At 61.2% G+C, this 12781-nt stretch carries 13 protein-coding genes and 2 pseudogenes; 9 read left to right on the top strand and 6 right to left on the bottom strand.

Annotated elements, in window-relative coordinates:
* Positions 1–5 precede the first annotated feature (5 nt).
* The 6 genes and pseudogenes from HJC00_RS12705 to HJC00_RS12680 all read left to right on the top strand — a co-directional run.
* Positions 6–326, top strand: a complete 321-nt coding sequence (locus HJC00_RS12705) for a cupredoxin family copper-binding protein (RefSeq protein WP_210632162.1) — start codon at positions 6–8, stop codon at positions 324–326.
* A gap of 36 nt (positions 327–362) precedes the next feature.
* The gene (locus HJC00_RS12700) at positions 363–1073 is read left to right on the top strand and encodes an RNA polymerase sigma factor (protein ID WP_210632161.1); all 711 of its coding nucleotides are present in this window, start codon (positions 363–365) and stop codon (positions 1071–1073) included.
* 387 nt (positions 1074–1460) lie between these two features.
* Entirely contained in the window at positions 1461–2825 is a 1365-nt protein-coding gene (locus tag HJC00_RS12695) for a TadE/TadG family type IV pilus assembly protein (protein WP_210632160.1), read from the top strand.
* A complete protein-coding gene (locus tag HJC00_RS12690) occupies positions 2822–3352 on the top strand; it encodes a TadE/TadG family type IV pilus assembly protein (RefSeq protein ID WP_210632159.1) in 531 nt (176 codons plus the stop codon). The genes HJC00_RS12695 and HJC00_RS12690 overlap by 4 nt, the downstream gene beginning before the upstream one ends.
* A 1-nt stretch (position 3353) precedes the next feature.
* Positions 3354–3938, top strand: a complete 585-nt coding sequence (locus HJC00_RS12685) for a TadE/TadG family type IV pilus assembly protein (RefSeq protein ID WP_210632158.1) — start codon at positions 3354–3356, stop codon at positions 3936–3938.
* Positions 3939–4021: 83 nt separating this feature from the next.
* Positions 4022–4279 (top strand): annotated as a pseudogene (locus HJC00_RS12680) (hypothetical protein); the annotation flags it as partial.
* Positions 4280–4363: 84 nt separating this feature from the next.
* Here HJC00_RS12680 and HJC00_RS12675 read toward each other — a convergent pair.
* Positions 4364–5203 (bottom strand): hypothetical protein, encoded by an 840-nt coding sequence (locus HJC00_RS12675; RefSeq protein ID WP_221164113.1) that lies wholly within the window; start codon positions 5201–5203, stop codon positions 4364–4366.
* Between the two features lie 305 nt (positions 5204–5508).
* Between HJC00_RS12675 and HJC00_RS12670 the strand changes: the two genes are divergently transcribed.
* Positions 5509–6345 (top strand): pyrroline-5-carboxylate reductase, encoded by an 837-nt coding sequence (locus HJC00_RS12670; protein WP_311044174.1) that lies wholly within the window; start codon positions 5509–5511, stop codon positions 6343–6345.
* Here the strand turns inward: HJC00_RS12670 and HJC00_RS12665 are convergent.
* Positions 6342–6890 carry a cupin domain-containing protein gene (locus tag HJC00_RS12665; protein ID WP_085781805.1) on the bottom strand — a complete coding sequence of 183 codons (549 nt, stop codon included), beginning with the start codon at positions 6888–6890 and terminating at the stop codon, positions 6342–6344. The two genes, HJC00_RS12670 and HJC00_RS12665, sit on opposite strands and share 4 nt — an antisense overlap.
* Positions 6891–7030: 140 nt before the next feature.
* Here HJC00_RS12665 and HJC00_RS12660 point away from each other — a divergent pair, with 140 nt between their 5' ends.
* Positions 7031–8365, top strand: a complete 1335-nt coding sequence (locus tag HJC00_RS12660) for an aspartate aminotransferase family protein (protein WP_210632155.1) — start codon at positions 7031–7033, stop codon at positions 8363–8365.
* A 48-nt stretch (positions 8366–8413) separates the two neighbouring features.
* Here HJC00_RS12660 and HJC00_RS12655 read toward each other — a convergent pair whose 3' ends face one another.
* A complete protein-coding gene (locus HJC00_RS12655) occupies positions 8414–8899 on the bottom strand; it encodes an Lrp/AsnC family transcriptional regulator (RefSeq protein ID WP_221164112.1) in 486 nt (161 codons plus the stop codon).
* An 11-nt stretch (positions 8900–8910) separates the two neighbouring features.
* Here HJC00_RS12655 and HJC00_RS12650 point away from each other — a divergent pair.
* Positions 8911–9192 (top strand): annotated as a pseudogene (locus HJC00_RS12650) (amidohydrolase); the annotation flags it as partial.
* Positions 9193–9223: 31 nt separating this feature from the next.
* Here HJC00_RS12650 and HJC00_RS12645 read toward each other — a convergent pair.
* From HJC00_RS12645 to alr, 3 genes are all read right to left on the bottom strand, one after another.
* Positions 9224–10243, bottom strand: a complete 1020-nt coding sequence (locus tag HJC00_RS12645) for an AraC family transcriptional regulator (RefSeq protein ID WP_210632154.1) — start codon at positions 10241–10243, stop codon at positions 9224–9226.
* An 80-nt stretch (positions 10244–10323) separates the two neighbouring features.
* The gene (locus HJC00_RS12640) at positions 10324–11592 is read right to left on the bottom strand and encodes a D-amino acid dehydrogenase (RefSeq protein ID WP_221164111.1); all 1269 of its coding nucleotides are present in this window, start codon (positions 11590–11592) and stop codon (positions 10324–10326) included.
* 30 nt (positions 11593–11622) lie between these two features.
* Positions 11623–12756 (bottom strand): alanine racemase, encoded by a 1134-nt coding sequence (gene alr / locus HJC00_RS12635; protein ID WP_221164110.1) that lies wholly within the window; start codon positions 12754–12756, stop codon positions 11623–11625.
* Positions 12757–12781: the final 25 nt, after the last annotated feature.

Below are 12781 nucleotides of genomic sequence, written 5' to 3'. Positions count from 1 at the left end.
TCGCGATGGGATCGCTGATGAAACTGCTGCCGCTGTTGTTGGCGCAGCTCTGGGCAAGCAGCGGGGTCGCCTCAGCGGCGGAATATCAGGTCACGATCGCGGGCATGAAATTCGGGGTGCCGCCTAACGAGCTGCATGTCGGCGATGTGATCGTCTGGCGAAACGATGATATATTCCGGCATACAGCGACGGCTCGCGACAAGAGCTTCGATGTCGACCTGCCGCCGAAATCGGAGGCGCGGATGACGGTCAACCGGGCGGGAGCGGTCGATTTCTATTGCCGCTTTCATCCCGCCATGACGGGCGAACTGGACGTCCGGCCGTAAGGCCGGGCTCCGATCCAAAGCAATGCGGAGATTTGCATGACAGCCATTGCGGTTCCGGTCGCGCGACGCCGGCAGAATATATCAGCGCTCCCCGATGTCGAACTCGTGCCCCTTGCGAGGCAGGGCGACGAACCCGCCATCCGCGTCATCGTCCAGCGGTACAATCAGCGCCTGTTCCGCACGGCGCGCGCCATTATCCGCAGCGATTGGGAAGCCGAAGAGGTCGTGCAGGCCGCCTATGTCAAGGCCTTCACCAATCTCGCGACATTCCGCGGCGAGTCCGAGCTTTCGACATGGCTGACGCGGATTGCGCTCAACGAGGCGCTGGGCCGCGTGCGCAGCCGAAAGAACACCGCCGGGCTTGAGGAAATCGACATGCAGACGACATCGGGGGGCGGCGAAGTCCTCCAGTTCCCCTCCTCGCTCTCCGCGACCGACCCGGAAAGCGAGCTTTCGCGAAGCCAGGCGCGGCATCTTCTCGAACAGGCCGTCGACGACCTTCCCGACGAATTTCGCGCCATCTTCGTGCTGCGGGATGTCGAGGGCATGAGCACGGAGGAGGCCGCATCCTATCTTGGCATCAAACCCGAAACCGCCAAGACCAGGCTGCATCGGGCGCGGAAGGCGATGCGCCAGTCGATCGAGAAACAGCTCTCGGGCGCATTTGCGGCCCTGTTCCCCTTCGACGGCGCCCGTTGTGCCTCAATGGGCGACCGCGTCATCGCAGTTCTTCGTCAGACATCGTGAGTTCCGACAACAGCACGCGTTTGCTTCGACGCAGCAGGTGACGGGCGCGATTACCCGCGACGCCACCTCTCGTTGGGGCTGGAGTCGCCAACTGAAGGGTGCCGCCGAAGCACGATGATTTCCGCCTTGGGCACGGCTCTGCTGTAACAGGAATATGTCATCGCAGAAGCTCAAAAGACGCCTGCGACCTGCTGAAGCGGCGCCGAGAAGGCTCACCCCGCGCGCCGACAGCGCGGCGATATCCACAATTCGCAAACATATCCGATAAGCGCAGCAAACAGCGAGCCGGCAACGCATCTTCTATCGCGAACGGAGAAATTAACAAACGCTCAAGTTTTCCAGATACATCTTGCTTTTGCTATTTTTTGTCTTGCGTCATGGTGTGTTTTGAAGTCGGCTCTTTCATATGCGCTTGCTCGAATTACGAGCGCCCTCCGCAGTCTCGAAAGGGACAGAGGCGGTAACGTCGCCATCGTCGTCGCGCTCAGCCTCGTGCCGATGCTCATCGCCGTCGGCGCGAGCTTCGACTATATTCGCAGCTACAATGTCCGGCAGAGGATGCAGAGCGATCTCGACGCGGCCCTGATCGCCGCGGTCAAGCAGATCAACAACACCGAGGATACCGACGCTCTCAAGGAGAAGGTTGCCGACTGGTTCCATGCGCAGGTGGACAACAGCTACACGCTTGCTGATATCGACATCGATACCGTGAACCACAACATCACGGCGACGGCGAGCGGCACCGTTCCGACGACATTCATGAAGATCGCCAACATCGAGACCGTTCCCGTCAGCGTGGCAAGCGCCGTCAAGGGCCCCGCCACGTCCTATCTCAATGTCTATATCGTCATCGACACATCGCCGTCGATGCTGCTGGCGGCGACGACGTCCGGCCAGTCGACCATGTATTCCGGTATCGGATGCCAGTTTGCCTGCCACACGGGTGATGCGCACACTATCGGCAAAAAGACATACGCCACCAACTATGACTACAGCAAGGAAAAGGGAATAAAGCTGCGCGCCGATGTCGCCGGCGACGCCGTACGCGAAGTGCTCGACATGATCGACGAATCCGACGAGAATCATGAACGTATCAAGGTCGGGCTTTACAGCCTCGGGGATACGCTTTCAGAGGTTCTGGCACCGACGCTGAGCACGGATACGGCGCGGACCCGCCTCGCGGACGCCAGCTACGGCCTCACCAGCGCGACCTCGAAGGCCGCCACTTATTTCGACGTTTCGCTATCGACGCTCAAACAGAAAGTCGGCGCCGGAGGGGACGGAACCTCCTCGAGCTCTCCGCTCAAACTGGTTCTGCTGCTGACGGACGGTGTCCAGTCCAAACGCGAATGGGTGACCAACGGAGTGGTCTGGAAGAGCGGGAAGGCGATCTCCGGATCCTACTGGAACAAGGTGGCGCCTCTTAATCCCGACTGGTGCGGCTATCTGAAGAACCAATCCAATACGATGGCCGTGCTCTATACCGAATACCTGCCGCTCACTTCGGACTGGGGCTATAACGCAACCGTCGGCTCGACCATGGCGAGCGCCAACTGGAAGAACACCTGGGGCGGCACCATGGACAGCGGCGTGTCGACCAGCATTACGAGACGCGATTATATTCCCTACGCGCTTGCCGACTGCGCATCGTCGAAGAGCCTGTTCATATCGGCATCATCGTCGACGGAGATCACGGCGGGCCTGTCGACGCTCTTCACTCAATATCTCTCTTCCGTCCGGCTGACCCAATGACCGCAAGAAACCGCTTTGCATTGCTTCGCCGCCTGCTCGGCGATCGCAAGGGGGTGGCTGCGATCGAATTTGCGATCCTGGCCCTGCCGCTCTTCATCATGATCTTCGGCATTATCGAAGTGTCGCTGATGTTCTTCGTCAACTCCTCGCTGGACGCTTCCGTTCATAAAATCTCCCGGATGATCCGCACCGGCGAGGTGGCGTCATCGAAGATCACACTGGCCACTTTCAAGAGCAAGATTTGCGACGACATGCTTCTGTCCTTCAGTTGCTCGAGCGGCCTCGTCGTCAAGGTCAGCGTGCTTTCCGACCTGTCCTCCGCCACCCGCGCCGATCCGATCGACGACAGCGGAAATCTCGCCGTCACCCAGACCTATGATATCGGCAAGGGCAGCGACTACATCCTCGTGCAGGCATTCCTGCCCTGGGAGGCCACCGTCAACTTCTTCAGCCTGTCGAGCGCCAAGCTTTCGGACGGCCGCTATCTCCTCGGATCCTCCGCTCTGTTTCGCAATGAACCTTTCTGACATGATCACGAAACGGAACCTCATCCTTCTCGGTCTCGCCCGATCCTGCACCGGCCGCCTCGCATGCGACCGCACGGCCGCTTCGGGCGTGGAATTCGCATTGGTGCTGCCGATCCTGATCGTGCTGCTGTTCGGCACCGTCGATCTCGGCCATGCCCTCACCGTCAGCCGCAAAATAGACGAGATCGCCTCCAGCACAGGCGACATGATCGCGCAGCAGAGCACCTGGACGAAGACCGACGTCACCAAGCTTCTTTCCGGCGCGAGCTTCATCCTGCAGCCCTATGAGACCACCGGGCTGACAATCACGGTCACGGTCAATGACGTCGACAACAGCGGCAAAGCGACGGTCAACTGGTCCGCCGCGTTCAACACCGCGTCGCTTGCTTCCGGGATGGCAAGCGCGATCGACATACCGGCGAAGATCCAGGAGACAGGCGTCCAGGTGGTGCTGACGCGGGTGCAATACACCTTGACGACACCGGTATCGGCATTTTTCTCGAACTTCACCGGGCAGAACGGCTACAGCTTCGACCACCATTTCTTCAATCGCCCGAGAGTCAGCGACACGATCAGTTACAACTAGACTGTATGTTCGTGATCGGTGGATTATGAGATTCCCGGTCGCTTGCCGTCACGTCGACAATGATGCATTGCTCGCCGGCTTGACCTGCCTTCTTAGGCAAGATGAAGGACGGGATTCCCGAGGTCGGGGGCATCGATCTCGCCGATGGATACAGGGCCGGCCGTTTTCATGGCGACATCGGCGGGCAAGCCGATCCCGATCCGCAGGATAGGATAGACGCCTTTCGTATCGCGGCCGAGGCGGCGCGGCTGGTCAGCGCCAAATTTGGGGCCGAGAAGAATGCGGGATCAGCGCGCCATTATGGAGAGCTTGTCAAGACATTGGAACAGCAGAACGATTGAATGACTTTCATATGAGCGCGTCACTGCAACGGCGATCCAGCGCTTCGCCCTGTCGCAGGCCGATAACCGCGAGATCGAGCCGGCTCACCCGGCGAGCTTGACGATGCCGTAGGGATTGAACTTGAACTCATCCACGTCATAGGTGGAATCGAAGGAGAGGCTTGCGCCCCGTGCCTTGAGCGTCGCATCGAGACCCTGCTTGCCGATCTCCCCGGCAACTGCATCCATGATGGCAACGACCTGCCTTTCGCTACCGACCGTCTCCGGCACATAGACCTCCGGCAGCCCCACGAGATGGAAGCCGACGCTTTCCAGATAACCGCGCGCCGAGAGCGGCCTCTTGGCAAAGGCCAGGCGGCCGACGCGCTGCTGGGCGAGCGGATCGCCGGCTTTCTGCGCTTCGGCGCCTTGGCCGATCAGTACTCTCCATCGATCGAGCCCATGTGCGATACCGGCGCTTTCGCCCTTGACGGCAACCGCTCCCGCGTCAATCAGCTGCTCGACGAGACGCAGAGCCGTCATCGACACCTTGATGGTGTCTGCCTGCGTCATGCTCGGCCCGAGGACATAGAGGACGGATTGATGATCGGCGACGGCTTTCTCGTCCGTCTCGTTCCAGGCATCGGGTTCGACCCGATCCCAGCAGACATCGAATGACCGGCTCATTCGGTCATCCGGCTCCGCCTGCGAATAATCCTCATCGACGCTGAAGCCGGTGGCGAAATCACGGATCGCTTTGGCCGCCGCTTCGGACAAGCGGCTGAGGTCGCGATCTCTCCCGAGAAAACAGAGGACATGCCGGGGTGTCACCGACGACGCCTCCTCCTGGGCGATTGTCTCCGGACTGGTGTCGATAGCGAAAGAAGGTTTCCAGCCAACCATGGCCCATAGGGACCCCAACAGCGCGCGACGCAGGATATGCAAGAGCGATGCCTCCGTTCGGCCGAATCTTTACAGCTTCCGCTTGTAAACAAATGACACCCGAAACGAAAGCGGATCTCGCGACTATACGTCGTGCTATTCAATCCCAGATATCCTCTTGAGCAGAGCCTTCAGGGTAGGGATCGTCATCGTCTGCCACCTTTAATCGGGCCGTCCTTTCTTGGGCGATGCGCTGGTTCCATCCGCCGGTCGGGGGCAGCGTCGACAAGATCACGTGAAAAAATTAAATTTGCCTGCAAGCTGTTTTTCTGGCGCAATGGATACCAGGTCGAGAGAAAGGGACTTAAGTGTCTCAAAGAACCGAAAATGAAGCGAATTCGCGGAACGGGCTCGAAGGACATTACCAGGTCAACAGCATCGGATTCGTCGGAACCGGCGTCATCACCGAGGCGATGGTTCGCGGGCTCCTCGCTGAGCCGGCCTATGCCTCGCAGATTCACGTCTCTCCGCGAAGCGCCCACATTGCGGAAACGCTGGCAGGCGAATTCGCCGCCGTGAGGATCGCCAAGGACAACCAGGACGTCGTCGATCGCAGCGACACGGTGTTCCTGGCGATACGACCGCAGATCGCCGAGGAGGTCGTGCGGGAACTGTCGTTCAGGGCCGGGCAGACAGTCGTCAGCGTCGTCGCGGCGACGGAGCGCCAGGCTCTCATCGACTGGATCGGCGCCGACGTGCATCTCGTGCAGGCGATCCCCCTGCCCTTCGTCGCAGCTCGCCAAGGCGTGACCGCCATCTACCCGCCTGATAATACGGTCGCAGCGCTGTTCGACACGCTCGGTGCCGCCGTCCAATGCCAGTCGAGGAAGCAATACGATCTACTCGCAGCCGCAAGTTCGATGATGTCGACCTATTTTGGGATCATGGAAACGGTTGCCGGCTGGCTGGAAAGGAGCGGCCTCGAAAGGGCGAAAGGCCACGCCTACATTGCCCCGCTCTTCGCAAGCCTGGCGCAAAAGGCGAGCGGCCCGGGCGCTGAGCCCTTCAGCACACTGAGCCGCGAATTCGCAACCAGGGGCGGGCTGAACGAGCAGGTTCTGTCCGACTTCGAGAAAAAGGGCGGCATCGCGGCGCTGACCGAAGCGCTCGACGGCGTGCTCGCTCGCATCGAGGGCAGAAACTAAAAAGTAGGCGGCGTGCAGGCGCTGATGACTTCGCAGGCCACCGGCCCGATGCAGCGGAACCGGTGTGGGCGCCGGCTTTCGAAATAGTAAGCGTCACCAGGCCCCAGCACGCGCCGTTCGTCGTCGACCGTGACCTCGAGCCTTCCCGAGAGCACGATCCCGCCCTCCTCTCCCTCGTGGACAAGAGGAATTTTTCCGGTGTCGGCGCCCGGCTGGTAGCACTCCTTGAGCATCTGCAGGCTGCGCCCGAACAAGGTTTCGCCAACCTGCTTGTAGGAAATGGCACCCTTGCCGATCTCCACCAGTTCCTCGGCCGCGTAGAAAGCCTTTTTTGGACGTTCGGGTTCGAAGGCGAAGAATTCCGCCAGCCCGATCGGGATGCCGTCGAGAATTCGCTTCAGGGCTCCAACCGAGGGATTGGAGGCGTTCGATTCGATCAGCGAGATCGTCGAGTTCGGCACACCGGTGCGTTTGGCGAGCTCACGCTGGGAAAGCTTGTGGGCGATGCGGAGATGGCGAAGGCGGCTGCCGATGTCGACTGACATGATGCGGTCCGTTTGCGTTGTCCAGAATAGCTAAAATATGTCAGATGAACCAATATATTTCAACAGCTTGCGCGGGCACAGAAAAGGACTTGTTCGTAAAGGAGAAATCATCATTCTCGGTCCATCCCAAGGAGGCCAGAATGGATCAGCTGAACAAGACGAACGCGCCCGTACTCGAAAATTTCTGGATGCCATTCACGGCGAACCGGCAGTTCAAGGCCACGCCACGGCTTTTGGCCACTGCGGAAGGAATGTATTACACCGACGTCGATGGAAACCGGGTGCTGGACGGCACGGCCGGGCTCTGGTGCTGCAACGCCGGCCACGGCCGCAAGAAGATCGCCCAGGCGGTCGAGCGGCAGCTTGCCACCCTCGACTATGCCCCGACCTTCCAGATGGGGCATCCGATCGCCTTCGATTTCGCCGCGAAGCTCGCGGCAACCGCGCCGGGCGGGGCAGACGCCAATCTCGACCGGGTCTTTTTCACCGGCTCGGGCTCGGAATCGGTCGATACGGCTCTGAAGATCGCCATCGCCTATCAGCGCGCGATCGGCCAGGGCACACGCACGCGCATCATCGGTCGCGAGAAGGGCTATCACGGCGTCGGCTTCGGCGGCATTTCCGTTGGCGGTCTCGTCAATAATCGGCGGGTCTTCCCGCAGATACCGGCCGACCACATGCGCCACACGCTCGACGTCGAGCGCAACGCGTTTTCGAAGGGGCTTCCCGCCCATGGCGTGGAACTGGCCGACGATCTCGAACGCCTGGTGCAGTTGCACGGTGCCGAAACCATCGCCGCTGTCATCGTCGAGCCGATGGCGGGATCGGCAGGCGTTATCCTGCCGCCGAAGGGTTATCTGGAGAAGCTGCGCGCGACCGCCGACAAGCACGGCATCCTGCTGATCTTCGACGAGGTCATCACCGGCTTCGGCCGTCTCGGCACGCCTTTCGCGGTGGATTACTTCGGCGTCGTGCCTGACCTGGTCACCACGGCAAAGGGCCTGACCAACGGCGCGATCCCGATGGGCGCGGTCTTTGCCAGCCGTAAAGTCCATGACGGGCTGATGATCGGACCTGACAATGCGATCGAACTCTTCCACGGCTATACCTATTCCGGCCATCCGGTCGCTTGCGCCGCGGGACTCGCAACCCTCGAAATCTACGAGGAAGAAGGGCTGCTGACGCGTGCATCCGACTTGGCCGAATATTGGCAGGACGCTCTCCATTCGCTGAAGGGCCTGCCCAGTGTCGTCGACATCCGCAATCTCGGACTGGTCGGCGCAGTGGAACTCGCTCCGCGTGACGGGGCACCGGGAACCCGCGCCTACGACGTCTTCGTCGATTGCTTCAAGAAGGGCCTGCTGATCCGTGTGACCGGCGATATCATCGCGCTTTCTCCACCGCTGATCGTCGAGAAAGACCAGATCGACACGATCGTCTCGACGATCGGCGATGCACTGAAGCGCGCGGCATAATCCCACCGCTTCCTGCCGATGCGGTGGCGAACCGGCCACCGCATCGGCTTACTCCAGGGGCACGCCAAGCCCGACTTCGACCCGGTCCATCGCAACAAAGGTGCGGAAGCGCTTGACGTTGTTGTTGCCGAAGAAGAGCCGCCGGGTGAGCGCCTCGTAATCGGCCATCGACAGCACGACGATGACAAGAATGAAATCGGCTTCGCCGGTGACGTAATAGCATTGCTGGATCTCGGGCGCGGCTGCGAACTCCGTCTTCGCCGCCCGCTCGATCTGATCGGCGGTTTCGCTGATCACCTCCACCTCGACGAAGATCGTGATGGACTGCCCGACTGCCTCCGGCGCGACAACCGAGACGTCCGCCCGGATCACCCCTTCCTCCCGCATCCGCTTGATCCGGCGCTGAACGGCGGGCGCGGACAGGTTCACCGCATCGCCGGTCGTGCGCTGCGGGGTCATATTGTCCCGCTGGAGAACGGCGAGAATCTTGCGATCGAAGGCATCGAGAGGCGATGGCTGAACGCGCTTGTTCAAATGGCCGGCTGGTGGTGACCAACCTGCAGACCATCGTCTCCAGGCGACTCGACCCGGCCGATATCGGCGTCGTCTCGGTTACCGAACTGATCACCGACGGAACGCGCAATGCGCTTCCCGGCGTCGCCCGCATTCTCGGCGATGCCCGCAGCTTCCGCTCCGAGATCAGCGAGACGATCGAAAGGCCGATGCGGATAATCGCCGAGGGCACAGAGGTCCTCTACACCAGGGAATTCGTCCCTCTGGCGAACGACCCTGGCTTGACCGAGGAAGCGCTTGCCGTCGCGCGGGATGAATCCCGGCCGTGGTTAGCGCGTCGGCGCCCTAGCGCTTTGCGGTCTGCGACGGCAACTGGCCGAAGCGCTTCCTGTAGTCGGCTGCAAATCGCCCGAGATGGGTGAACCCCCATCTCAGCGCGATTTCGGCGATGGCCTGGGTTCCGTCTGATTCCAGCAGCTCGCGATGGGCGGCAATCATTCTGATTTCATGCAGATAGGCGATTGGAGTGGTGTTCCTGAACTGACGGAAGCCCTGCTGCAAAGTCCGAACGCTTACCTTGGCCGCCACGGCGATTTCGCTGAGGGAGATCGGTTCGGCGATGTGTTCCTGCATGAAATCCATGGCCCATTTCACATGGCGCGGGGCCGGGAGCGGAGCGGCACGCGCCAACTCCTCCGAATAGTGATGGGGACATGTCTCCAGAAGCAGGTAAACCGCCGCATCGCAGAGCGATTTTACGGCCAGTGGTGAGCGCTGCAGCAAGCCGTTGCCAGTGAGACCGCTGTGGAGGTTCGAGACGAGCTGCTGCAGGAGGAATCCCGGACCGGCCGTCAGATCGATGTCGGTATGGAAGCCGATATCGCCGCTGATCGTCCGCTCGCACATATGGGTGAGCTGCGCGGCGATCTTGGCGCGATCGATGAAAAGGCAGAAATGACGGCGGGGGCCGATGATCCTTGTTCCCTTGACGGCGCCCTGTTCCAGGATCACCCCGCGACCGGGTAGCGAATATATCGGCTCCCGCTTGCCGCCGAACAACATCATCCCCTGCGTCGGCAGGAACACAGCCAATCTATCAGCGACCCCGTCTCGCCTGCTGGAAATCGAGCCTTCATAAGAGCAATCGGCCACGCTTACATCTTCCATCGAGATGAAATTGCAGCGATACGCGATGGGCATCGTGCCTTCGGTCGAGACCCTTATTGTGGATGTCGGCGTCGACAGTGCTTCCGCGAGCTCATCCGCGTCGGTTCCGTTCTGCACCGTTGCCCGAAACGACACATTCGATACGGCCGACGATTGGACCACGCTGCCTGGTGCATGCCGATCGGGGCTAACGGACATTCGTGACCTCCTACGGTGATGCCCGCGAGTGACAGGCAATTTGTACCATATCGTTCATTCCTCCTGTCGTCCATTTCGCGTCAGCCGTATCGGCTGATTGCCAGGTCCTTGGCGTCGATTTCGGGCGAACGGTTGCTGACGAGATCGCCGATCAGCCGGGCCGAACCGGTGCTCATGGTCCAGCCGAGCGTGCCGTGACCGGTATTGAGGAACAGGCCGGCGACCTTGGTCGGGCCGATGACCGGCGTGCCGTCCGGCGTCATCGGGCGGAGGCCGGACCAGAAGGAAGCCCTGGAAACATCACCGCCGGGGAAAAGGTCGGTGACGGAATGTTCGAGCGTGCTGCGGCGAGCGAGACCGAGATCATTGGTATAGCCTGATATTTCGGCCATGCCGCCGACGCGGATGCGGTCGCCGAGCCGAGTGATCGCGATCTTGTAGGTTTCGTCCATCACGGTCGATTCCGGCGCGCGTGACGCATCGTTAATCGGGATGGTGAGCGAGTAGCCTTTGACCGGATAGACCGGCAGGCGGATACCAGAGGGCTTCAGCAGCAGCGGCGAGTAACTGCCCAGCGCGACCACCACAGCCTCGGCACTGATCCGCTCGCGGTCCCGAACGGGATCGGGAGCGGTGACAATCCCGCGCACGCGGCCTCCCTCGACATCCAGCGCCTTGATCGTCGTCCCATAGGCGAAACGCACACCGAGCGCCTCGGCTTTGGCGGCGAGCGCATTGGTGAACTTGAAGCAGTCGCCGGTTTCGTCCTTGGGCGTCAGCAGCCCGCCGACGATCTTGTCGCGTACGTGCCTGAGCGCCGGTTCGACGCGAATGCAGCCGTCGCGGTCCAGCAGTTCATAGGGAATGCCGTCGGCGGCCAGCGCCTTGACGTCCTTGGCCGAAGCATCGAGCTGCTGCTGCGTGCGGAACAGCTGCAGGGTTCCCTGCATGCGTTCGTCATAGGTGATGCCGGTTTCTGCGCGAAGCTCGGCGAGCGCAATGCGGCTGTAATCGGCAAGGCGCAGCATGCGGCTTTTGTTGATCGCGTAGCGCTCGGAGCTGCAGTTCGACAGCATCCTCGCCATCCATGAGAGCATGGCCATGTCCAATTTCGGCCGCAGGATGAGCGGCGCATGTTTCATGAACAGCCATTTCATTGCCTTCATCGGAATGCCGGGTGCCGCCCATGGCGAGCAATAGCCGAAGGAGACTTCGCCGGCATTGGCAAAGCTCGTCTCCAGCGCCGGCCCCGATTGCCGGTCGACGACGGTAACCTCATGGCCTGCCTTGGCCAGCTGATAGGCGGATGTGACGCCGACGATGCCGGCACCCAGAACGATGACTTTCATGATGTCCCCAAGAATGAAGCCAGCCGGCTCTCAGCGATATTGCCTGTGATACCGATCGCCGAGACCGGTCAGGATTTCATAAGATATGGTGTCGGCATCGCGCGCAATATCCTCAAGCGTCTGATGCTGCCCGAGCACCTCGACAAGACTGCCGAGCGTCAGCGCGCCTTCGGGCAGCGCCGATATATCCACCGTGATGCTGTCCATCGAAACGCGGCCGACGATCGGCAGGCGCGTGCCCTTGTAATAGACGGCGCCGCGGTCGCTGAGGCAGCGCGGCAGGCCGTCGGCATAGCCGGCGGCAATGGTGGCAAGACACATTTCCCGTTGCGCGACATGCGCGCCGCCGTAACCAACCTTCGTGCCCGGTGATACGGTCCGCGTCTGCACGACGGCGACATCGAGGCTGACGACCGGCTCCATCAGGTTCGGCGCGCCGGCGCTCGCAGCGCCGCCATAAAGCGCGATGCCCGGCCGGGCGAGCACGCCATGATAGGCTTCGCCGAGGAAGACGCCGCCGGAATTGGCGAAGGAGATGTCGAAGCCTGGAAATTCGTCGGCGATGCAGGACATCTCTGCCAGCTGGTCGCCATTCTGCTCGCCATCGGTCTCATCGGCCGAAGCCAGATGGCTCATGATGAACAGGACTTCGATATTGGTGCCATTGCGAAGGGCTGTCGCCAGCTCCGCCCTTTCCTCCGGGGGAAAGCCCAGCCGCGACATGCCGGTGTCGAATTGCAGGACGGCCGGCAGGCAGCGCTTCAGCGCGCGCGCCGCCGCCGACCATTGCTGCCACTGGGCAAGCGAATTCAGAACAGGGACAATATTCATTTCGGCGCAGGCAATTTCATTACCCGGCTGCAAGCCGTTCAGCACGAAAATCTGGGCGTCCTGCGCAAGCACCGGCCGGAGCCTCGCCGCCTCGACGAATTGAGCAACGAAGAAATGCCGGCAATCTTTGCCGTAGAGCGTTTTCGCCACCCGTTCCGCGCCGAGTCCATAGGCATCGGCCTTGACGACGGCGCCCGCACGAACCGGCGCCAGCATCGACACCAGCTTGCGATAATTGCGGCCGAGCGCAGCAAGATCGACCGTCAGGTAGCCTGTAGCCCCCTGCATGGTCGCGGCAGTATGTGCATGCGAAACCAAAATATCGCTGTCCATGTTCACCCTCTTGTTTCCCTGCAGT

The sequence above is a fragment of the Rhizobium sp. NLR22b genome (assembly GCF_019685295.1).
GTDB lineage: Bacteria > Pseudomonadota > Alphaproteobacteria > Rhizobiales > Rhizobiaceae > Rhizobium.
Note: the sequence above shows the minus strand (reverse complement) of the source record. Positions and strands in the feature narration are given on the sequence as shown.

Bases quoted from the DNA above. Each gene is read 5' to 3' on its own strand.
- HJC00_RS12705 (WP_210632162.1), top strand. From the start codon at position 6: ATGGGATCGCTGATGAAACTGCTGCCGCTGTTGTTGGCGCAGCTCTGG.
- HJC00_RS12700 (WP_210632161.1), top strand. From the start codon at position 363: ATGACAGCCATTGCGGTTCCGGTCGCGCGACGCCGGCAGAATATATCA.
- HJC00_RS12690 (WP_210632159.1), top strand. From the start codon at position 2,822: ATGACCGCAAGAAACCGCTTTGCATTGCTTCGCCGCCTGCTCGGCGAT.
- HJC00_RS12685 (WP_210632158.1), top strand. From the start codon at position 3,354: ATGATCACGAAACGGAACCTCATCCTTCTCGGTCTCGCCCGATCCTGC.
- HJC00_RS12665 (WP_085781805.1), bottom strand. From the start codon at position 6,890: ATGTCAGTCGACATCGGCAGCCGCCTTCGCCATCTCCGCATCGCCCAC.
- HJC00_RS12660 (WP_210632155.1), top strand. From the start codon at position 7,031: ATGGATCAGCTGAACAAGACGAACGCGCCCGTACTCGAAAATTTCTGG.
- HJC00_RS12645 (WP_210632154.1), bottom strand. From the start codon at position 10,243: ATGTCCGTTAGCCCCGATCGGCATGCACCAGGCAGCGTGGTCCAATCG.
- HJC00_RS12640 (WP_221164111.1), bottom strand. From the start codon at position 11,592: ATGAAAGTCATCGTTCTGGGTGCCGGCATCGTCGGCGTCACATCCGCC.
- alr (WP_221164110.1), bottom strand. From the start codon at position 12,756: ATGGACAGCGATATTTTGGTTTCGCATGCACATACTGCCGCGACCATG.